This is a genomic window from Shewanella halotolerans (assembly GCF_019457535.1).
GTDB classification, from domain to species: Bacteria; Pseudomonadota; Gammaproteobacteria; order Enterobacterales; family Shewanellaceae; genus Shewanella; species Shewanella halotolerans.
Map to the genome: position 1 here is coordinate 3,189,676 of NZ_CP080417.1, position 21,901 is coordinate 3,211,576.

General features: G+C 53.5%; 19 protein-coding genes and 6 tRNA genes. 3 read left to right on the forward strand and 22 right to left on the reverse strand.

What is annotated here, in order from left to right:
• Window positions 1-5 precede the first annotated feature (5 nt).
• A complete protein-coding gene (locus K0H81_RS13860; RefSeq protein WP_258406298.1) occupies window positions 6-449 on the forward strand; it encodes a hypothetical protein in 444 nt (147 codons plus the stop codon).
• A 48-nt stretch (window positions 450-497) separates the two neighbouring features.
• Here the strand turns inward: K0H81_RS13860 and K0H81_RS13865 are convergent, their stop codons facing one another.
• From K0H81_RS13865 to K0H81_RS13900, 8 genes are all read right to left on the reverse strand, one after another.
• On the reverse strand, window positions 498-1,283 hold the full coding sequence (locus K0H81_RS13865) for a hypothetical protein (protein WP_220058703.1): 786 nt from the start codon (window positions 1,281-1,283) through the stop codon (window positions 498-500).
• Window positions 1,283-1,831 (reverse strand): sigma-70 family RNA polymerase sigma factor, encoded by a 549-nt coding sequence (locus K0H81_RS13870; RefSeq protein ID WP_220060865.1) that lies wholly within the window; start codon window positions 1,829-1,831, stop codon window positions 1,283-1,285. The genes K0H81_RS13865 and K0H81_RS13870 overlap by 1 nt, the downstream gene beginning before the upstream one ends.
• A 483-nt stretch (window positions 1,832-2,314) precedes the next feature.
• Entirely contained in the window at window positions 2,315-2,824 is a 510-nt protein-coding gene (purE, locus tag K0H81_RS13875) for a 5-(carboxyamino)imidazole ribonucleotide mutase (protein ID WP_041510500.1), read from the reverse strand.
• Between the two features lie 307 nt (window positions 2,825-3,131).
• Window positions 3,132-3,749 carry a transglycosylase SLT domain-containing protein gene (locus K0H81_RS13880; RefSeq protein WP_220058704.1) on the reverse strand — a complete coding sequence of 206 codons (618 nt, stop codon included), beginning with the start codon at window positions 3,747-3,749 and terminating at the stop codon, window positions 3,132-3,134.
• A 98-nt stretch (window positions 3,750-3,847) separates the two neighbouring features.
• Window positions 3,848-4,312 (reverse strand): hypothetical protein, encoded by a 465-nt coding sequence (locus K0H81_RS13885; RefSeq protein WP_220058705.1) that lies wholly within the window; start codon window positions 4,310-4,312, stop codon window positions 3,848-3,850.
• Between the two features lie 2 nt (window positions 4,313-4,314).
• Complete coding sequence (gshA, locus tag K0H81_RS13890) at window positions 4,315-5,904, reverse strand: glutamate--cysteine ligase (RefSeq protein WP_220058706.1); 1,590 nt, start codon at window positions 5,902-5,904, stop codon at window positions 4,315-4,317.
• 180 nt (window positions 5,905-6,084) lie between these two features.
• Complete coding sequence (locus K0H81_RS13895; protein WP_220058707.1) at window positions 6,085-8,919, reverse strand: M16 family metallopeptidase; 2,835 nt, start codon at window positions 8,917-8,919, stop codon at window positions 6,085-6,087.
• Between the two features lie 86 nt (window positions 8,920-9,005).
• Window positions 9,006-9,428 (reverse strand): YqaA family protein, encoded by a 423-nt coding sequence (locus tag K0H81_RS13900; protein ID WP_220058708.1) that lies wholly within the window; start codon window positions 9,426-9,428, stop codon window positions 9,006-9,008.
• Window positions 9,429-9,706: 278 nt separating this feature from the next.
• Between K0H81_RS13900 and K0H81_RS13905 the strand changes: the two genes are divergently transcribed.
• Together K0H81_RS13905 and K0H81_RS13910 are read left to right on the forward strand one after the other, a co-directional pair.
• Entirely contained in the window at window positions 9,707-10,957 is a 1,251-nt protein-coding gene (locus K0H81_RS13905) for a dicarboxylate/amino acid:cation symporter (protein WP_220058709.1), read from the forward strand.
• Between the two features lie 456 nt (window positions 10,958-11,413).
• On the forward strand, window positions 11,414-11,599 hold the full coding sequence (locus K0H81_RS13910) for a hypothetical protein (RefSeq protein ID WP_011865025.1): 186 nt from the start codon (window positions 11,414-11,416) through the stop codon (window positions 11,597-11,599).
• A 10-nt stretch (window positions 11,600-11,609) separates the two neighbouring features.
• Here the strand turns inward: K0H81_RS13910 and K0H81_RS13915 are convergent, their stop codons facing one another.
• The 14 genes from K0H81_RS13915 to recA all read right to left on the reverse strand — a co-directional run bounded on the left by K0H81_RS13915 (window position 11,610) and on the right by recA (window position 21,730).
• Window positions 11,610-11,795, reverse strand: coding sequence for a hypothetical protein (locus tag K0H81_RS13915; protein WP_144203348.1), 186 nt, complete (start codon window positions 11,793-11,795; stop codon window positions 11,610-11,612).
• A 375-nt stretch (window positions 11,796-12,170) separates the two neighbouring features.
• Entirely contained in the window at window positions 12,171-13,304 is a 1,134-nt protein-coding gene (locus tag K0H81_RS13920) for a sodium ion-translocating decarboxylase subunit beta (protein ID WP_220058710.1), read from the reverse strand.
• 8 nt (window positions 13,305-13,312) lie between these two features.
• Entirely contained in the window at window positions 13,313-15,118 is a 1,806-nt protein-coding gene (oadA, locus tag K0H81_RS13925; RefSeq protein WP_220058711.1) for a sodium-extruding oxaloacetate decarboxylase subunit alpha, read from the reverse strand.
• Between the two features lie 19 nt (window positions 15,119-15,137).
• A complete protein-coding gene (locus tag K0H81_RS13930) occupies window positions 15,138-15,386 on the reverse strand; it encodes an OadG family protein (RefSeq protein ID WP_144203344.1) in 249 nt (82 codons plus the stop codon).
• A gap of 527 nt (window positions 15,387-15,913) precedes the next feature.
• Window positions 15,914-16,005: transfer RNA gene (locus tag K0H81_RS13935), tRNA-Ser, on the reverse strand.
• An 8-nt stretch (window positions 16,006-16,013) separates the two neighbouring features.
• Window positions 16,014-16,090: transfer RNA gene (locus tag K0H81_RS13940), tRNA-Arg, on the reverse strand.
• Between the two features lie 54 nt (window positions 16,091-16,144).
• Window positions 16,145-16,221 (reverse strand) — tRNA-Arg (locus tag K0H81_RS13945).
• 25 nt (window positions 16,222-16,246) lie between these two features.
• A tRNA-Arg gene (locus K0H81_RS13950) sits at window positions 16,247-16,323 on the reverse strand.
• 37 nt (window positions 16,324-16,360) lie between these two features.
• Window positions 16,361-16,437, reverse strand: a tRNA-Arg gene (locus tag K0H81_RS13955).
• A gap of 21 nt (window positions 16,438-16,458) precedes the next feature.
• Window positions 16,459-16,550 (reverse strand) — tRNA-Ser (locus tag K0H81_RS13960).
• A gap of 213 nt (window positions 16,551-16,763) precedes the next feature.
• Window positions 16,764-16,961 (reverse strand): carbon storage regulator CsrA, encoded by a 198-nt coding sequence (gene csrA / locus K0H81_RS13965; protein ID WP_011865020.1) that lies wholly within the window; start codon window positions 16,959-16,961, stop codon window positions 16,764-16,766.
• A 306-nt stretch (window positions 16,962-17,267) separates the two neighbouring features.
• Entirely contained in the window at window positions 17,268-19,892 is a 2,625-nt protein-coding gene (alaS, locus tag K0H81_RS13970) for an alanine--tRNA ligase (protein ID WP_220058712.1), read from the reverse strand.
• 244 nt (window positions 19,893-20,136) lie between these two features.
• Window positions 20,137-20,589, reverse strand: coding sequence for a recombination regulator RecX (gene recX / locus K0H81_RS13975; protein ID WP_220058713.1), 453 nt, complete (start codon window positions 20,587-20,589; stop codon window positions 20,137-20,139).
• Window positions 20,590-20,668: 79 nt separating this feature from the next.
• Complete coding sequence (gene recA / locus K0H81_RS13980) at window positions 20,669-21,730, reverse strand: recombinase RecA (RefSeq protein WP_220058714.1); 1,062 nt, start codon at window positions 21,728-21,730, stop codon at window positions 20,669-20,671.
• Window positions 21,731-21,901 lie beyond the last annotated feature (171 nt).

Here is a 21,901-nt window from a genome sequence, read left to right on the forward strand (position 1 = left end):
TGGCTATGGGACAGGATATCGACACTAAGGTGACAAAAAAGGCGCCAGCCTCCAGTGAGCAGAGTCGGCGCATCGCCCAGTTTCTGGCGAGCCAACCCAAGGCGCTGGCGGCAAGCTATAGTCAGGCACAACTCGAGGCGATAGATAACGCCTTGCAGGGACGCAGCTGGCAGCGACACGCCATAGACAGCCGAGGCACCTTTTCCATCCCCTTTATCCCCTGGCGTTTCTACTATGTGATGCTGCTGGGGCGCAACCGCCGGGCTTTCACCCGGCGCGAGAAACGTCTCTCCAGCCTGGCGCTGTTTGGCGTCATCATCGCTTTTACGCTGGTCAGCCTGAGCCTGGGATTACTCCTCCTCTATCTGCTGAAATCCGCGTTGGGGATAGAGCTGTTCGAAGGCCACTCGCTGGGAATTTGGGATGCGGTAAAATCTTGGTTTGAATAACAAAACGGGGCACTAAGGCCCCGTTTTCAATGCTATTGTTTGTTGCTATCACTCTTTACTCTGCCGGTGAGCCTTAATCTGCTTCACTAACGCTTGCCACTGCGCATGCTGAGGATGGCTGTTATCTTCCAACCTTGGACGCTCCTTGAGCAGTCTCTGGTACAGGGTATCGGCATCACTCCACAGCTTGCTATCGACCAGCTGCTGTAGATGGTTCACCGCCTGAATATCCGATATCACCGCCTTGGCCTGAGTCGCTGCCTTTGCATCTGTTGCTGTATTAAGTTCAGTAGCACCGACTTGCTGCGCGGTTAACGATTCGAGCTCACCTTGCCCATCGGCCTGGTTCTCTGTTTTCAGATCAACAGGCGCTTTACGCGCCATCATAGGCACGGCCTGAGGGCTTACCATCTCAGCCTCTCCCGCATCAGCCTGGGCACTCAGGCCCTGCTGCACTTTCGGCTCTTGCTGCTCAGTTGGCGCTTCCTGCTCGGGCGGCGCAGCCATGCGCATCGCCTGTGGCTCGCTAGCTAGCATGGGCCGGACTTGATCATCTATGGGCGTGGGTCCATTGAGATTCAGCAGCAAGAGGCTGGATAACAGCAGCACTGAGGCGGCCGATGACAGCGGCCAGCGATAGCGGCGCCAGAAGCTGACCTGAATAACATTGGCTGACCCGCTCTGCCCGCTCTCACCAGCATGTTCAGTTAGACGTTGCTGGGCCATCGCCAGGATACGGGCATCAAGCTCTGTTGATGGCTGCTCTGTGGCCTTAGCCAGATAGAGCGCCTTTAGCTCGGCATCCGAGAGCATTTTATCGTTTTCATCTGACATTAGACTGCTCCTGCCATTTTCTGTTGCACACAGGCCTTGAGCGCCTGATTAGCATAACGAATTCGACTCTTAGTGGCCTCCATGCCAACCCCGGCGATCTCACCTATCGCCGCCGCGGTAAACCCCATCTCCACATTCAGCAGAAAGGCTTCTTTCTGCACATGGGGCAGTAGGCTGATGCAATGCTTTAAGATCAAGGCCTTTTGCTCATCCTCGAGCCGACCGTCCGGGCCGCTCTCATCGCTTGGGATGACAGCCTCCAAGGACTGCTCCTCGCCTGCCGGGTCGCTTAGGCTGTCCACAGGTTTCAACGCCCTGACATGATCGATCAGCAAGTTATGGGCGATGCGATAGAGCCAAGTAGTAAACTTGGCGCGCAGCTCATAGCCCGCGGCGGCCTTAATCACCCGGCTCCAGGTCTCTTGATAGAGATCTTCGGCCAAGGCACTGTCGCCTAGTTGACGCTTGAAATAGCGATACAGGCCACCCTTGTGTTTATGATAAAGCTGCTCAAAGGCGCCTTGATCTCCTTGGGCGTATTGCGCCATCAGGATTTGATCACTATCTGCTGTTACTTCAGATACCTGTTCCACGCTGGGACTCCCTTATACCGACTCCTCGAGCGGAGTTAGACTCATGCAATAGCTGAGTCTGCATCCCTCGACGGGGTTTGTCCATGCTTTGGCAACAAGTTGCTTCGCTTTTCAGCAATTTACGGGTATCTATCCGGGCAAGTCGCGACGCCTAGGGCGAAATCTATCCCACGCCTCAGTCATCCTAGTAGCCTTTCATCCAAGCTGTTTATCCAAGCCACTGAATAAAAGTGCCCTTCACAGCTATAGACGTTAGGAAAATGAAAAAGGGTTAAGCCTCAGTAAAAAATGAAAGCACCAAAAAAGTAATGAGAGAAATGAATCAGAGATGAGCAAGAGATAGACAAGAGGCGAGATAAAAAAACGCCACCCGAATAGGTGGCGTCTCAGGCTGATGAAGTCCCTTTATACAGGCATCAAACAGCCATTAGGCAGGCATTAAGCGTTAGCCAGCTTCTCTTGCAGCTTGGCATCTTTTGCCTGTACGGCTTCGGCCGACTTGGCGCGCTCTTCTTTTACCGCAAGTGCCAGGGCGTCATCACCAACGGCCAGCATCTGCGCCGCCAGGTAACCCGCGTTCTTAGCACCCGCACTGCCGATAGCTACGGTAGCCACAGGCACGCCGCCAGGCATCATCACTGTCGATAGCAGAGCGTCATGGCCCTGTAGTGGACCGCAATCTACTGGCACACCGATAACCGGACGTGTAGTGATACCGGCTACAGCACCTGCCAGGTGAGCCGCCAGACCCGCCGCGCAGATAAAGACCTTACAACCACGCTCTTCGGCATCGTGAACGTAAGCGTGGGTCGCTGCAGGCGTACGGTGCGCCGAGGTCACCTTGGCTTCGTATTGAATACCGAAAGTTTTAAGTACATCTAAGGTGGCTTGCATTGTTGGGAGATCAGAATCCGATCCCATGAGTACGGCAACAAATGGCTTAGTCATCTTTTATCCTTTTTGTAGGGTAAGGCTATTGTTTTGCGCGCATTATAGTCATTTTTAAATGCAGATAACAGTGATCGCCGGGATTAACCTAAGTAGAACAAAAAGGCTTAAGCAGCATTGACTTATCCTCAAAATAACCGCTCGTTATTGTACGCTGATAAAAACAGTGAGTTCTTGAGTTTAAGATAGGCAATATTTCGAGGAACAATGAGGGCATAACGGCCCCGTAGAGGCATTAACGATAGGGCATGTACCTTATTTGGGCTTCGCCCGCAGCTTAAAAAGCTGACGAAGCCCACATCTAGGGTTAACCGAAGAAGAGGCGCCACAACCAGGAGGAGTCTAGGTCTTCCTGACAGCTGCGGTACTGAGCGGCATAACGCTTAGAGCGCTTGTCGACCTTGTCGGCCACTTTGATCAACCAAGGCTTCTGCCTGTAGGTGCCTCGCTTATATCCGCCCCACCCCTCGTGATAGTTGAGATATTGATTGCGGGCATCCCACTTGGAAACCCCATTGATCTTGTGGGTCTTGTAGATAAACCAGCCCATGAAATCCATGGCATCGTCGAAGTTACTGCGGCTCGACCAGGAGTTGCCCGTCTCGCGTACATAGTCATCCCAAGTCAGCGTCTTAGCCTGGGCGTAGCCATAGGCGTCACTGGCACGGCCGATGGGGATAAAGCCCAAGAAGTACTCCATCGGCGGCGCCGCGTTGTGTTTAAAGGAGCTCTCCTGATACATCATGGCCAGGGGCACATGTACCGGCACGCCCCACTTCTCGCGGGTATCGACCGCGGCCTCATACCAGTCTCGATTCTCTTGATAGATGGCGCAGAGGTTTTCAGGGTCCTCTGGCGGTGAGGTGGCGCAGCCCTCCAATGACAGGAAGCTAACGGCAAGTAAGGCTAAGGAAATCTTTCTCATCAACAGACCGAAAACATTAAACACATTGGGCTAGTTTCACATCCTTGCAGTAGAGAAGCAATCGCCAGGCGGCAAATTTACCCCATGCTATCAATCCATTAGTTTGATTCGTTGAGGAACTCACACTCATGAGACTCCTGGGCCCACACCACGGGTTGCCAGTAGTCGGTATCCAGGCCGCGATAGATCTTGTCCTGATTAAACTGAGCCGCCAGGTGATAACGCTGATTCGCCTCCAGATGCAGCGTCAGCGTCTTGGTCTGGCGCGCCGCAAGCTTCACCTTGAGCCGCGGCGAGTCGATGAGTTCGGCCAGGGTAAACTGATACTCCCCAGGCGCGAGGCGATAGTTGGGCCTTGAGATCACAGGCTTACCATTTAGATGGGTCACCACGGCGCGGTACAAGCCCTGAGACTCATCGGGCATCTGATAGCCAGACACGGTCGCGCACAGCGACTCATTATCGGGCCCGGAGGCGCAGCCCGACAGCATAGACAGTGTCAGCAGACCAATTGCGATGCCAAAGCCTCGGCCGAAACCAGAGCAAATAGCGCGAACCTTCATGCTTATACCACTTGCTCTACCGGCGCGGGCGCCTCGGCAAAATAGTCGGCAAGATACTGCTCGAAGTCCTGCACAGATTCCGCCTCGAGCTTGGCCTGGGCCGCCAAGGATTGCTCGGCCGCCGCCTCATAGGCCGCCTCAACCTCAGGCGTCAGCGGATAATCACGCAGGGCATGGTAATAGTCTTTCGCCAGGGATTTCACCCACTGGCTATGATCTATCCCCTCGGCCAATAGTGCCGACATCACACGGCCAGATAGGGTCTTGGCCGGATCGCGCACCGCCTCAAGCCAATGGGCCAGGCTATCTTGATAGGCCTGTCCCTCACCATCGAGCAGCTTAGCCAAGGTGCTTAGCTCACCAAACAGGGACTCGAGCCAGGCCTGTAGCGTGACTTCCTCGCCCCCACGATTCAGGGTCAATCCAGGCTCACGGCCACGGGTGATCACCTTACTTAGGTTAGCGCCGATGGCGGCCTCATCTGTTGCATCGCTCTTTGGCGATGGCTTCAACAGGCAGAGCAGCAGGAAGAGGTCAAGGAAACGCACCTGATCGGCATCTATCCCCACAGGGCTGAAGGGGTTAACGTCCAGTGCCCGCACCTCGATATATTCGACCCCGGCGCGCGCCAAGGCCTGAGAGGGTTTCTCTCCGGCGAGGGTTACCCGCTTGGCCCGAATGGGCGAGTAGAACTCGTTCTCTATCTGTAGCACGTTGGCATTTAACTGACGGAACTCGCCGTCGACCTTGACGCCAATCGCCTCGAAATGGGCCGATGGCATCTTGATCGCCGCATTGATCCCCTCGAGGTACTCAGCCAGAGAGTTGTAGCTGATGTTGAGCCGCTCCTGCTCCTTGTTGGTGTAACCCAGATCGCTCATGCGCAGCGAGGTGGCATAGGGCAGATAGAGGGTGCCTTTGCCTAATTTCTCGAAGGCGAGATCAGTTTGTTGATCTTTGATGAAGGAGCCACACAGCGCCGGCGAGGCACCAAACAGATATGGCAATACCCAAACCAAACGGCGGTAGTTACGGATCAATCCAAAATAGGATTCAGAGATGAAATCGCCTTTGCTCAGGCGTTTATCCGAGCCTTGATAGAGCAGCTCCCACAGGGCATCGGACACAGAAAAATTAAAGTGCACGCCAGAGATGATCTGCATCTGGGCGCCATAGCGATAGGTGAGGCCTTTGCGGTACAGACGCTTTAGCTGCCCGGTATTAGAACTGCCATAATCGGCAATGGGGATATCGGCCACATCGCCAACATAACAGGGCATGCTCACCGGCCAGAGTTGCTGCTGGCCCAGGTGCCTTACCGAAAAGGCGTGGGTCTGGGTGAGATCCGTCAGCAAGGCTGAGATATCTTGATAGACAGGGGTGATAAACTCTAACAGGGATTCACTGTAGTCTGTGGTGATCCGCGAATGGGTCAGGGCCGAGCCGAGCGCCTTAGGATGTTTATCCATGGCCAGATGACCATTTGGTTCAATACGCAATGCTTCGCGCTCGATACCCCGTTGCATACCTGCCAGTGCGGCGCTTCCCTGCTCGTTGTCGAGTAGGCCTATCACTTCATCGAAAGAGTTCAAATTCTTCGTCTCTCATTGCTTCAACCGTTTGCCTTGCAAGTCAGACCTGCAAAAAGCGCGTTTGCTTTCGCCATCACCACAAAATAGCCGCTGTGCTAGATCCTTGGCAAGGGAAAAAATAAAGCGGTGAGCAGAGTTAATGCTCACCGCTAGGGGCTATATTGGGGCGCAACCTACAGATTACAACTGCAAATTTTTCACCCGGTAGCCCAGGGCGTTAATCTCCTGTTCGATTTTCGCCCTGTCGCCGACAATCAGCACTATCATCTTGTCCAGGTTCAGCTTCTCCTTCGCCAACTGGTTCAGCTCATCCTTGCCAACGGCCTTGATGATATCGGCCTGCTGCTGGGTGTAATCGGCGGCAAGCTTGTAGCGCTGGATCTTACGCATGAAGCCTGCCTTCTGATATGGCGTCTCATAATCCAGTGCCTGCCCCTGAGAGATAGAGCTGCGCAGGAAGGCCAGTTCCTTGTCTGTCATCCCTTCAGCCTGATAGGCGTTGATCTCCTTGGCAAACTCTGTAAGCGCCTGCGCCGTCACATCGCTGCGCACGCTGGCCGAAGCCTCGAACAGACCAAGCTCGCTGCCGCCGCTGAAGTAGCTGCGGGCACCATAGGTGTAGCCCTTGTCTTCACGCAGGTTGAGGTTGATGCGGCTGTTAAAGGCGCCGCCCAGTGGATAATTCATCAAATATGACTTGAAGAACTCGCCGGTGGCGTCATAGGGCATGGCGCGCTTACCTATCTTGATCACCGACTGGGCCGCACCCGGCTTGTCCAGGATATAGACGGTGCCGGCATCGAGGGCTGGCATGGCGGCCAGACTCGGCAATGGCGTCGCCTCCCCTTGCCACTGAGCCAGGCCCTTAAGCTTAGGCATCAGCTGGGCCTTGGACAGGTTAGTCACGGCTACTATCTGGGCGTTCCCCGCGCGGAACTGCTTGTTGTAGAAGGCTTTGACATCATCCAGGGTCAATTGAGACACGCTGGCTGGCGTGCCCATCTCACTCGCCCCAAGGGCGGTGTCTTTGCCGTAGAGCAAGGCAGCGAACTGACTGTCGGCGACATAATTAGGATCAGACTGCATGTGTTGCAGGCTCTGCAGATGTTGCTGCTGCACCCGGGCAAAGTCCTCGGCCTTAAAGCCAGGATGGAACAGCTTCTCCTCGACGATCGCCAGGGTCTCATCCAGATGCGAGGTCAGGGCCGAGACCTTGATATAGCTCTGATAGATGCTGCTGCCGAAACTGACGCTACTGCCGAGCATCTCCAGCGCCTGGGCCAGCTCTTCTGTGCTGCGCTTGTCGCTGGATTCGTTCAGCATGGCCGCGGTCAGACCGGCTAATCCTGCCTGCTTCACGTCGGCTAGACGATGGCCGCCGTTAAGATAGATGAGCAACTCGACGGTTGGGGTCTCATCGCTCTCAGTGCCCATCACCTCTATGCCGTTGGCCAGCTTATCTGTCCAAAGGCTTGGCGCCGTGATAACCGGTGCCTGTTGGGCACTCGGCATCACGCTGCGATCGAAGCTGCTACCAGCCTTGGCCACATCAACCATGCCAGTCACGGCCTCAGCGGCCACCCGCGGCGCTGGCGCGACAAAGTTATCTTCATGGGCGATCAGCTGCTGTTGCCCCTGGGGCACCACACTCATCACCACAGACGGCTTGCCCTTGATGTAGGTGTTAAACACCCGCATCACATCTTCCTTGGTGACGTTAGCGTATCGCTTGAGATCGTGGGCAATCATATCGGGATTGCCGAAGAAGGTCTGATTCAGGGCCAGGGTCGATACCTTGCCCTTGACGCTCTGCAATCCGAAGATGGTGCTTGCCTCAAACTGCACCTTCACCTTCTGTAGGTCATCATCTGTCACGCCGCGCTGTTCAAACTCGGCGATAGACTCGCGAATACGACGCTCAACATCCGCCAGTTGACCACCTCTGGCAGGGTTTGCCAGGGCATAGATAGAGAACTGACAGGCCAGCTCCTGACAAGGGTGGCTCACACCGGCCTGCACGGCATAACCATCTTTAACCAGGTTCTTGTACACCAGTGAGGTAGGTCCGCCGCCGATGATATTGGCCAACAGATCCAGCGCCGCTTCATCTTCGTGGCTGGCGTAGACAGTTGGAAATGCCATGCGCAGCAGCGGCAGATGTACCCTGTCTTCCATGGAGATGTAGCGGGTCTTGTCTAACGTGACCAGCGTCTTGGCCTCAGGCTTCACCTCAGGGCCTCTTGGGATCTCACCAAAATATTTGTTCACCCAGGCCAGTGTCTGCATCTCGTCGAAATCGCCGCCTATGGTGAGTGTGGCGTTGTTCGGGCCGTACCAGCGCTGGAAGAAGTGTTTCACGTCATCGAGCTGGGCACGATTGAGATCGTCTGGCCAGCCGATGACGGGCCAGGAATACTGATGTCCGCTGGGGTAGAAGGCCTGATTGAAGCGCTCGTTCATACGGCCATAGGGCTGATTGTCGATACGCTGGGCGCGCTCGTTCTTCACCGTCTCGCGCTGCACCTCGAACTTGTTGTCTGTCAGCGCGGGCAAGAAGTACCCCATGCGATCCGACTCCAGCCAAAGCATCTTCTCCAGCTGATTGCTGGGCACTGTCTCGAAATAGTTGGTGCGGTCTGTGTTGGTGGTACCGTTAAGCGTACCGCCGGCCTCGGTTACCGTCTTGAAGTGCTGCTCGTCGCCCACATGCTCTGAGCCCTGGAACATCATGTGCTCAAACAGGTGCGCAAATCCCGAGCGTCCTGGCAGCTCTCTTGCCGAGCCCACATGATAGGTAACATCCACATGCACCAGAGGATCGGAATGATCTTGGTGCAGGATCACCGTCAGGCCATTGGCCAGTTGATATTTCTTGTAGGGAATGCCGACGCCCGACTCGGCCAGGGTCACATTTTCGATCAGCGAAACGCCCTGGGGCAGCGACACGTTTGCCGGTGCGTTGGCACAGGCACTTAGCGCGGCCGTTATTGCCGCAGCCAATATCCATTTTTTCATTCTTTGCTCCTAATTTGAAACAGTGAGGCCAGCCTTTATCGAGACAGCTATTGCCAAAATAAGTTCGTCCCTAAAGACCACACCGCTTACAACCAATGTAACGCCAACGCCGCAACCAGCAGGTAGCGCACTCCTTTCCCTATAAAAATCATTATGCTGGACTTGACCAGTGGCATCTTGAGCCAGCCTGCCAGCAGGCATAAGATATCGCCGATGAGGGGCGCCCAAGCGAGCAGTAGGCTCCAGTAGCCGTAGCGCTCGACAAGCCGCAGCCCATGACAATAACGGCCGCTGGCCATCTCCTCGGGCGCCTTGGCGAAACGCCCCAGGGCGCCCAGATAGTAACTGGTCAGAGACCCTAAGGTATTGCCCAAAGTCGCCATGACCACTAAGGAGACCCAGGTCTCGGGCGCCTGATTGATCAGCGCCGCCAGCAGTACCTCAGATCCACCCGGTAACAAGGTGGCGGCTAAAAAGGCGCCACTAAAGATCAACCATAACGCCGTCATGATCCCTTACCTAATGAAAAAAAGTAAATTTTTATGTGTGCTGATTTCAAGGTGATCATGTTACCTAAAAGTAAAAATTTAATCTTATTAAAACAAACTCTTATATCACAATAAGTTATAACAAAATCGCTTTGGTAAGCAAGGCATCAGCCAGATACAATATCTGGCTCACTCGCTAAGGTTGAAATACCTGGATGGCTCGTGCTAGAACAAGCAATTCATTTTTGATTCGAAACGCCATCCACAATAACGACTTAATAAAATTTGGAATAGATCCCATGTGGCAAACAATTAAACAGATCCCCTTTTGGCAGAAGGTTCTCGCCGGTTTCATCTTAGGGGTAGGCCTGGGCGTTGTCCTAGGCGAGCAGGCAACCCAACTCAAGCCGCTGGGCGACCTCTTTATCGCGGCAATCAAGATGTTGGTTGCGCCGCTGATCTTCTGCGCCATCGTCGTCAGCATCACCTCTCTGGGTAACGATGTTAGCCTCAAGCGCCTGAGTATCAAGACTCTGGCCATGTTCATGCTGACCGGCACCATAGCCTCACTCATCGGCCTGGCGATCGGTTCGCTGATCGACATGGGCGGTTCGCTGGAGCTGGCCACCACAGAGGTGCGCGAACGTAACGTGCCAGGCTTTGCTCAGGTACTGCTGGACATGATCCCGGTCAATCCTTTTGCCTCCCTGGCCGAAGGTAAGGTGCTGCAGATCATCGTCTTCGCCGCCTTAGTCGGCATCGCCATCAACAAGATTGGTGAGAAGGCCGAGCCACTCAAGCGCACCATAGAAGCGGGCGCCGAAGTGATGTTCCAGCTAACACGCATGGTACTGCAACTGACCCCTATCGGCGTATTCGGCCTGATGGCCTGGGTAGTAGGTGAATATGGCCTCTCTACCCTGTTGCCGCTGGGCAAGTTTATCGGCGCCATCTATATCGCCGCGCTGATCCACATGATCTTCGTCTATGGTGGCCTGGTCAGATTCGGCGCCGGCCTGAGTGCTGTGCAGTTCTTCAGAAAGGCGATGCCAGCCCAGCTGGTTGCCTTCACCACGGCGTCGAGCTTCGGCACCCTGCCCGCCAGCACCCGTGCCACTGAGACCATGGGCGTATCGAAGAAATATGGCGCCTTCGTGTTGCCACTAGGCGCCACCATGAATATGGACGGCTGTGGCGGTATCTATCCGGCCATCGCGGCCATCTTCATCGCACAGATCTATGGTATCCCACTGGAGATAACCGACTACATGCTGATCGCCGTTACCGCCACTGTGGCCTCTGTGGGTACGGCAGGCGTACCCGGTAGCGCCATGGTGATGCTCTCTGTCACCCTGGGTGTGGTAGGTTTGCCCCTCGAAGGCATCGCCTTTATCGCCTCAATCGACAGGGTGATCGACATGATACGTACCGCGACTAACGTGACCGGCGACATGATGACAGCCGTGGTGGTGGGCAAGTCTGAGGGTCAGCTCGACCAGGAGCAGTTCTATCGCAACGAAGAGAGCGACGCCCCTGAGGTTGCCAGCTAATCTCAGTTCTACCCGATAAAAAAGAAGCCGCTTAATGCGGCTTTTTTATTGGCAATCTGAAACCACCTCCTATGGAGGTGGTGATCGTTCCTTCTGGGCTATGCCCGTATTTTCCCTTGGACAGTATCTCTCGTATTTTCAATCTTTCCATATTTACTCAAAACACCTTTGTTATTAAGTGTTTGAGTGGTTAGGTGATTTTGCTGGTTTAAGTATCGCCAGTGGTGGATTGAATCAGGAAGAGTGAAAACTAAAATAATATTGCTGGAGACGAGATTAGGTCATAGAGAACACTAAAATCGCTATCGATATAAAAGGCACCCTTATAGGGTGCCTCAAAAGCAAAGCCACCTGCTATGCAGGTGGATTTTTACTGCTAATTGCTTGTTAAATCTGAAATAGTAAGTTTAAATCATATATTAACTGCACCCAGCAATAAGGTATCAATTAACCGCCATGGCTCGCCTGTTTTTACTGCCAATCATCTTAAGTTTGTTCTGGGCGCTGTTTCTCTATCTCAACGGCGTGCCGCTGAAACAAGGCAAGAAGGGCTTTATCTATATCATAGCGATCAGCGCTACCCTCATGCTCTCACTCGGCTTTCTGCTCTGGCTCACCGCCGGGCAAAACCTGCGCGGTTAACTTAACCTCGTTAGCCCTGGCGGGTAAAGCTTTCCAAGTGCGCCTCAAGCTCGGCTTCTGTGGTGGGCAACTCACTCAGCTCGAAGGTTAAGGGATCGCCGCCGTTTAACATAAACACCGAATGATCGCCGTGGTCATAATGAAACCATTTACCGTTCACACAGATATCGGTATAGCAATTGGGTCGTAATTCCATCCTCTACTCCTCACTAATTGGGTCATGGCTCACCAAAACAGACGTACTGAGAGCTGCATCACACTATAAGACACTAATTCGGTAAGTCAGGCGTTGATCTGCATCAAGCGCTTTAGCATTAGCTTGATTAAGGGAAGCCGAATGGATAGCTATCTTTGAGAAAGCTATCTTGCAGAGGAGACCCTTGGCTCTCAATAAAGGCAGGCTTTACAACAAGAGTTAACAACAGAAGTTAACGACAGGGCTTAGCAACTGAGTCTAAAAGCAGCACTTAAATACCGTCCTAAAATACCCAGCCAAATACTTAGTCAAAAAAAACGGCCGACACTGGTGTCGACCGCTTCATCAGCTCAATGTATATGTAATCAGCTTTAACTAGTTACCCAGTACCGCCAGCAAGACACCGGCGGCGACCGCAGAGCCCAGCACGCCGGCCACGTTCGGCCCCATGGCGTGCATCAAGAGGAAGTTTTGCTGATTGGCCTGCAGGCCCACCTTGTTAACCACGCGAGCGGCCATAGGCACGGCCGAGACGCCGGCGGCGCCTATCAGCGGATTGATCTTACCTCCAGACAGCTTGCTCATCAGCTTAGCCATCAACACGCCAGCCGCGGTGCCAATACCGAAGGCCACGGCCCCCAGCACCAGGATGCCCAAAGTCTCCAGCTGCAAGAACTTATCGGCCGAGAGCTTAGAGCCCACCGCCAGACCCAAGAAGATGGTCACTATATTGATCAGCTCATTTTGCGCCGTGTTGGAGAGTCTATCGACCACGCCTGATTCACGCATCAGGTTGCCCAGACAGAACATGCCCACCAGAGGCGTGGCCGCCGGCAGGAAGAGGATGGTCAGCCCCAGCACCGCCAGCGGGAAGATGATTTTCTCGAGCTTACTCACCTCACGCAGCTGCTCCATCTTGATCTGACGCTCAGCCTCAGTGGTCAGCAGCTTCATGATAGGCGGCTGAATGATGGGCACCAGCGCCATGTAGGAGTATGCCGCGACCGCGATGGCACCGAGCAGCTCAGGCGCCAATTTAGAGGCGAGGAAGATGGCCGTCGGGCCATCGGCGCCGCCAATGATGGCGATGGCCGCTGCATCCTTCATGGAGAACTCGAAGCCCGGCACGGCGTTAAGGGCGATGGCACCGATTAGGGTGGCAAAGATCCCAAACTGGGCCGCAGCACCCAGCAATAACATCTTAGGGTTAGCGATAAGGGCCCCGAAATCGGTCAGGGCCCCGACCCCCATGAAGATCAACAAGGGGAAGACCCCGGTTTCGATCCCCACATGGTAGGCGTAATAGAGCATGCCGCCCTCTTCGGTGAAGCCCCCGTTGGGAATGTTGGCCAATATGGCGCCAAAACCGATAGGCAAGAGCAGCAGCGGCTCGAAGCCTCTGGCGATAGCGAGATAGAGCAAGAGCACACCCACTGCCATCATCAACAACTGGCCGCCGGTAAAGTTAGCAATACCCGACTCGGCCCAAAAGGCGATTAATCCGTCCATCTTAGCTCCTATGCAATGGCAAGCAATTGATTGCCAACGGCAACAGAGTCGCCTTCTTTGACCCACACCTTGGCGACTACGCCATCGGATTCGGCGCGGATCTCTGTCTCCATCTTCATCGCCTCAAGGATGATCACCACATCCCCCGCCTTAACGGCATCCCCTGGCTGCACATTCACCTTGAAGATGTTGCCAGACAGGGGGGCGTTCATGGGGGAGCCTTCGCCCACTACAGGCGCGGCTGGCTCTGGCGCCGCAAAGGGCACCACATTCTCACTCGGCACTATCTGGCTGATATCGCCGCCGGGAGAGACCTCTACCACGAAACTCTGGCCCTGAACATTGACCGTATAGGTCTCCTTGCCCTGTGGCTGACGCGCGCTAGCTGGCTCGCTCACAGTCGCGGCTTGAGTTTTGGCTTGAGGGGCTTCTGGCTTAGGCTCGAAGGCATCCGGATTATCACGGTTCTTGAGGAACTTGAGGCCGATCTGCGGGAAGAGCGCATAGGTCAAGACATCATCGTCCAGTTCAGCTGCCAGGCTTATCTGGTCACTGGCGGCCTTTTCGCTCAGCTCGGCTCTCAGGCTATCCAGCTCGGCAGGCAGCAGGTCTGCGGGGCGACAGCAGATCGCCTCAGCGCCAGCCAGCACGCGAGCCTGTAGCTCACTATTTACCGGCGCAGGCGTGGCGCCATACTCACCCTTGAGCACACCTTCGGTTTCCTTGGTGAGAGACTTGTATCGCTCACCTGTGAGCACGTTGATCACCGCCTGGGTGCCAACGATCTGTGAGGTCGGGGTAACTAGCGGAATAAAGCCAAGATCTTCACGCACCTTAGGGATCTCTTCGAGCACCAGATCCAGCTTGTCGGCGGCACCCTGCTCTCTCAGTTGATTCTCCATGTTGGTGAGCATGCCTCCTGGCACCTGGGCGCGCAGAATACGCGAATCGATCCCCTTTAGCTCCCCTTCGAAGGCGACATATTTCTTACGCACCTCTCTGAAGTAGGCGGCGATCTGCTCGAGCAGCGCCATGTCGTAACCCGTGGCCCTGTCGGTATCTTCCACCATGGCCACCAGAGTCTCTGTAGCGCTATGACCATAGGTTTGGCTCATCGAAGAGATGGCGGTGTCGAGCACGTCGATGCCAGCCTCAATCGCCTTTTGATAGGTCGCCGTACTCAGGCCCGTGGTGGCGTGGCACTGCATAGAGATGATCAGGTTAGTCTGCGACTTGAGCTGGCTGATGAGGTCGAAGGCATCGAAGGGCTTGAGCAGGCCGGCCATATCCTTGATACAGAGCGAGTGACAGCCCATATCTTCAAGACGCTTAGCCATGTCCACCCAAGTCTCTAAGGTGTGTACCGGACTCGTGGTGTAGGAGATAGTTCCCTGGGCGTGACCGCCCACCTCGACCACTGACTTAACCGCAGTCTCCAGGTTACGCACATCATTCATGGCATCGAAGATACGGAACACGTCCACACCATTTTGATGCGCGCGCTCAACAAACCTGTGTACCAGGTCGTCACCATAGTGGCGATAGCCCAGCAGGTTCTGTCCCCTAAGCAGCATCTGCTGCGGCGTATTGGGCATGGCCTTCTTAAGCTCACGAATACGCTCCCAGGGATCCTCCCCCAGATAACGAATACAGGCGTCGAAGGTGGCACCGCCCCAGGATTCCAGCGACCAGAAGCCCACCTTGTCGAGTAAGGGGGCGATAGGAAGCATGTCGTCGATACGAAGACGCGTGGCAAGAATCGATTGATGCGCGTCGCGCAGGACGACGTCGGTTAATGCAAGTGGCTTGCTCATAAAAACTCCCTACTTCTATTTATGCTTTGGCGCGATATTGATGGACGGCGGCGGTGATCACGGCGACCATCTTAGGATCGACGCCTGGAAAGCGTGAAACTTGCGCTTCGCTCGCTTCGGCTAGTGGTGCAAGTTTAGGTTTAGGCGCACATTTCCATGCCACCAGATTAACGGCCCCAATGAGTATAGTTAGGAAGGTAAACACCAACCCCATTCCCAGCACCATGATCATCAGTGCTTCCATTATCTGTTGAGCCATTGAATCCATACTATCCTCTCAGGTTAATCGAGCACATCAGACTTACGGTCTAGCCGTAGGACATGCTATTTATTCAGGTAATACGCATTAAAATCGACAGGTGACATGACAGGTGTCGTCGATTGAGGCGCAAAAAGATCGCCTTTAGCCAGGAAACCTTAACCAATCTATAACAAAAAGGCGAGCGCCTTGTAAATTGGTCTTACCAAATTACGACTAATTGATAAGGGGCTTTCGGTAATTTCACAATAAATGGCGACTATTTTTGACGATCACATAAAAAATTAGCCATCAAATCTAGGATTAGATTAAAAACCCCTAACCTGCTTGAAAATTGAATTCACGAAAACGAACGAGATCTGATGGGAGATGCAAGATTATGCACTCTGCCTAGCAATTGGTAGGGCAATATTGAAACATGAGCGGGATTGGCATAGGTATGAGCCAGATGGCGATAGACTTTGAGCTTTGAACTTCTAACGGCATGGGGAAACAGGCATAAAAAAACCCGCAACCTAAGTTGCGGGTTTTAATAATGGCGGAGAAGGAGGGATTCGAACCCTCGATGGGAGATAAAGCCCATACTCCCTTAGCAGGGGAGCGCCTTCGGCCACTCGGCCACCTCTCCGTCTAAAATGGTACGCGTGAGAGGATTCGAACCTCTGACCGCCTGGTTCGTAGCCAGGTACTCTATCCAGCTGAGCTACACGCGCAAAATTCTAGGCTTTCAAACAAAACGACGGCCAAAAACCGTCGATTTTTAAATGTGGTACGCGTGAGAGGATTCGAACCTCTGACCGCCTGGTTCGTAGCCAGGTACTCTATCCAGCTGAGCTACACGCGCACAGAATTTTAGGTAAGTTAGGAGATGGTACGCGTGAGAGGATTCGAACCTCTGACCGCCTGGTTCGTAGCCAGGTACTCTATCCAGCTGAGCTACACGCGCATCTTATATCTATAACCTACTTTTACTGAAAAACAAATGGTACGCGTGAGAGGATTCGAACCTCTGACCGCCTGGTTCGTAGCCAGGTACTCTATCCAGCTGAGCTACACGCGCCCTGTTTTGTCAGTTAAGAAATGGCGGAGAAGGAGGGATTCGAACCCTCGATGGGAGATAAAGCCCATACTCCCTTAGCAGGGGAGCGCCTTCGGCCACTCGGCCACCTCTCCGTTTTCTTGGCGCACATATTACTGTTTGAAGAAAATAAGTCAAACCATTTCTCCTAAACAAATTCTGTTTGAGCTGTTTTTAAGCAGTTATCCCTATTTCCCCTAAGCGCCTGTATGCTATGTCGCCGTTATGGTTAAAAAGCTGTCAGCCAAAAACAAAAAAGCCAGCAAACTTGCTGACTCTTATAGTGTAACGCCGGTTAAATCTATCGCTTAAAAATTGCCGCCTTCAGAAGAGCTACCTGACTTTTCAGACTGAATACGCTGATAAATCTCTTCACGATGAACTGAAACTTCTTTTGGTGCATTGACACCAATACGAACTTGATTACCCTTTACGCCTAAAACGGTGACAGTAACTTCATCACCAATCATCAGTGTTTCACCAACACGACGAGTCAATATCAGCATTTTTTGCTCCTTTAGTTCCTAATTCTGCTTATACGGCATTATTCCGTTATGACCTTATTATACGGTCAGCTTAGTACAAATTAATAGTGTTCTGATAAAAAACACCCTTTTATTGCATGTTAATTCGTTTAAATGTGCCGCACATCGCTGATTTATCGGGATCAGGCATGACAGATAACCAAGATAGTAATGGCAGTCAGTTAAACCAGCATTAAATTTAACACTTTAAACTGTACCTCAGCTTAAGCTTCAATCAATATGGCACAAAAAAAGCGCTCATGGAGCGCTTTTTTCTATTGAAGCAACTTAGGCTAAACGTTCTGACAACCAAGGGATAACAGAATCCAGTGCGCCCGCTAACTTCTCGGGCTCGCTGCCACCGGCCTGGGCCATGTCTGGGCGTCCACCGCCCTTACCACCCACCTGAGCAGCCACCATAGCCACTAGCTCACCGGCCTTGACCTTACCAGTCAGGTCTTTGGTGACGCCGGCAATCAGGTTCACCTTGGCATCTCCGGCGATGCCAAGCACAACTATGCCAGATTGCAGCTTCTGCTTAAGCTCATCCTGCAGGCCACGCAGTGCACCGGCCTCAACACCTTCCAGCAGCTTAACCAGTACCTTAACGCCAGCAAGCTCCTGAGCCTCCCCGGCCAAATCGGCGCTGGTCGCGGCCGCTAGCTTATCTTTAAGCTGAGATAGCTCTTTCTCGAGTTGCTTAGTCTTATCCAGCTGGGCTTTGAGCTTAGCCACTACCGAGGCGCTGTCGCCCTTAAGTAACGCGGCGGCTTGTTCAAGCTGCGCCTGCTGCTCACCCACATAGGCGATTGCAGCCGCCCCTGTGACCGCCTCGATACGACGGATACCGGCTGCGATACCGCCTTCAGAGGTGATCTTAAACAGACCGATATCGCCAGTGCGACCCACATGAGTACCACCACACAGCTCGATAGAGAAATCACCCATGGTCACCACACGAACCTGAGAGTCATATTTCTCACCAAACAAGGCCATGGCGCCTTTCTCTTTCGCCTGGTCGATATCCATCACCTCGGCCTTCAGCTCGTGGTTGCGACGGATCTGAGTGTTAACCAGATCTTCGACCTGCTTGAGCTCTTCACGCTTAACTGCCTCGAAGTGAGAGAAGTCGAAACGCAGACGCTCAGGCTCAACCAGAGAGCCCTTCTGGCTCACGTGAGTGCCCAGCACCTGACGCAGCGCGGCGTGCAGCAAGTGAGTCACAGAGTGGTTCAACTCGGTGCGATGTCTGAGCTTCTTGTCTACTGCAGCGTTAAGGGTTTGACCCATAGCGATACTGCCGGCCTTAACCAGACCTATATGACCCATTGCCTGACCATATTTTTGCGTGTCCTTCACCTCGAACTCGACACCTTCTGCGCTCAGCTGGCCCTTGTCACCACACTGGCCACCAGATTCGCCATAGAATGGCGTGCTATCGAGCACCACCACACCTTGGTCGCCTTCGGCTAGCGCGTCGACCGCCTGACCATCGACATAGAGGCCGATGACCTTGGCTTCGCCATTAAGATCGCTATAACCGCAGAACTCGGTCTCGGCATCGATCTTCAGGCTGTCGTTGTAATCCGTATCGAACTGACCCGCCGCCTGGGCGCGACTGCGCTGCTCGGCCATGGCCGCTTCGAAGCCAGCTTCATTGACCGTGATGTCACGCTCGCGGCAGACGTCAGCCGTCAAATCAACCGGGAAACCATAGGTGTCGTACAGCTTAAAGGCGGTCTCGCCATCAAGCTCCTTACCCTCTAGCTGGCTCAGGGCATTGTCGAGAATACCAAGACCACGTTCGAGCGTACGCGCAAACTGCTCCTCTTCCGCCTTAAGCGCCTTTTCGACGATTGCCTGGGTCGCCACTAATTCTTTAGCCGCATCGCCCATCACTTCGATCAGTGTAGGGACCAGCTTGTAGAAGAAGGCCTCGGTAGCACCTAGCTTGTTACCATGACGCACGGCGCGGCGGATGATGCGGCGCAATACGTAACCACGGCCCTCGTTTGATGGCATCACGCCATCGGCCACTAAGAAGGCGCAAGAACGGATATGGTCGGCCACAACACGTAGCGACTTGTTCTCCAGATCGGTCACGCCGAGGATCTCGGCGGTCTTCTTGATCAGTGACTGGAAGATATCGATCTCATAGTTTGAGTGGACGCCCTGCATGATGGCAGCGATACGCTCGATGCCCATGCCGGTATCGACAGAAGGCTTAGGCAGCGGATCCATGGTGCCGTCGGCTTGACGGTTGTATTGCATGAATACTATGTTCCAGATCTCGATAAAGCGGTCACCATCTTCTTCCGGTGTGCCGGGACGGCCGCCCCAGATGTGTTCGCCGTGATCGTAGAAGATCTCGGTACAAGGGCCGCAAGGACCGGTGTCGCCCATCTGCCAGAAGTTATCAGAGGCGTATGCCGCTCCCTTGTTATCGCCGATGCGGATGATGTTCTCGGCCGCGACGCCAATCTCTTTGTTCCAGATCTCGAAGGCTTCATCGTCTGTCTCATAGACGGTGACACAAAGGCGCTCTTTTGGCAGCTTGAGTTCTTCGGTCAGGAAGGTCCAGGCGAAGCGAATCGCATCTTGCTTGAAATAATCACCGAAGCTGAAGTTACCCAGCATCTCGAAGAAAGTGTGATGACGTGCGGTGTAACCGACATTATCCAGGTCGTTGTGCTTACCACCGGCGCGCACGCAGCGCTGTGCCGTGGTGGCGCGGCTGTAGTCGCGCTTGTCTTCCCCAAGGAAAACATCTTTAAATTGATTCATCCCTGCGTTGGTAAATAGCAAGGTGGGATCATTGCCAGGTACCAGTGAACTGCTGTCCACAACCTGGTGACCGTTTCTGCGGAAAAACTCCAAGAAAGCACTTCTCAGCGCTGCAGTGGTTTGATACATGAAATCATCCTGAATTTGATTATTTTAGCGATGAAAGCAAAAGGCTCACCGACGATGCTCAGTTAGCCCAGCATTATAAGCAGTCTATAGATGAACAACCAGTGCTTTAGCCGAGGATCCCCAAAGAAAGCGTAAAAAGCCTGAGTTTCAATTGGGTCTTATAGAGGCTGAGTACTAATGGAGATAAAACGAGATCAGGATAGTGAACTAGAGCCCAGTATTGGTCCTGGTAAGGATGAGGATATTAGTCGAAGTCTGGGTCGACCTCTAAGGCATAGGCAACCTGATCGAAGCCAAAGCCTTGGGAGAGAAGATAACGCACTCGTTTGGCGCGCTCTTTCTGATCTTGGATGGGGCCGCTAGTGGCATATTTCTTAGCAGCCTTCTGTCTCGCCAGTTCGAACCAGTCGCAGTCGCTCTGATTGAGGCTAGACTCGATAATCTCTTTGGTCAGCCCCTTCTGGGACATAGATTGGCGTATCTTGTTCTGACCATGGCCTTTAGCGATATGAGAGCGCAGCAAGAGCCCGGCAAACCTGGCATCATCGAGATATCCTTGGCTTTCACATTGACCAAGAACAGCCTCTATCTCGCCATCCAGAAAGCCTTTCTGAGTCAGCTTACTCTTTATCTGATAGCGGGAATAATCGCGGCGGGCCAGCAGGCTCACCGCGACTTGCATCGCCGACATAGTCATTGAGAAACCATAGTCATAACAAAATCATTGTCATTACAAAGCCAGAGTCTTAAGGCAAGGCTTAGTTGACTCAGCGAGCTTAAAATACTTCACCGGTTTCCAGGTCGACGTTCTCATCGCCTGTGGCCGACTGAGCCACCGCTTGACCACCGCCAAGCAACATGGCACGTAGTGCCTGGTCGATTTCGGCGCCAATCTCTGGGTTCTCTATCAGGTATTTACCGGCATTGGCACGGCCCTGGCCAATCTTGTCACCCTTGTAGCTGTACCAGGCGCCTGACTTTTCAATCAGCTTGTGCATCACACCAAGGTCTACCAACTCACCGGTACGGTTAATACCTTCACCATAAAGGATCTGGAACTCTGCCTGTTTGAATGGCGCGGCAATCTTGTTCTTCACCACCTTAACGCGAGTCTCGTTACCAATGACCTCTTCACGATCCTTGATGGCGCCGGTGCGGCGAATATCCAGACGAACAGAGGCGTAGAACTTAAGTGCGTTACCACCGGTAGTGGTCTCAGGGTTACCGAACATCACGCCTATCTTCATACGGATCTGGTTGATGAAGATCAGCAAGGTGTTTGATTGCTTGAGGTTACCCGCTAGCTTACGCATCGCCTGGCTCATCATACGCGCAGCAAGGCCCATGTGAGAATCACCGATCTCACCCTCAATTTCCGCCTTAGGCGTAAGGGCGGCAACCGAGTCGACGATGATCACGTCGACGGCACCAGAGCGAGTCAGGGCGTCACAGATCTCAAGCGCCTGTTCACCTGTATCAGGCTGAGAACACAGCAGGTTATCGATATCCACACCGAGTTTTTGTGCATAGATAGGATCCAGTGCGTGCTCGGCGTCGATGAAGGCACAAACCTTACCTTCACGCTGGGCAGCGGCAATCACTTCCAGTGTCAGGGTGGTTTTACCCGAAGATTCAGGACCATAGATCTCAACGATACGACCCAGTGGCAGACCGCCTGCACCCAATGCAATGTCAAGCGACAGAGAACCCGTTGAGATAGTCTCAACATCCATAGAGCGGTTTTCACCTAACTTCATGATAGAGCCTTTACCAAACTGCTTCTCAATCTGGCCAAGGACCGCGCTCAGGGCTTTCTCTTTATTCGCATCAATCTTCATTCTGCTTTCCTCTCAATCACAGACGCTGCGCTGTGGGGTATCCGTTAAGTTAAAGCCCGCAGACCGTTTCCGCATCGCTTTAGGCTGTCTCAATATGCAACCTAGTATACTGTACAATCATACAGTATCAAGTACTGTATGCGATTATTTTTATCCGGCCTTAACCAAAGC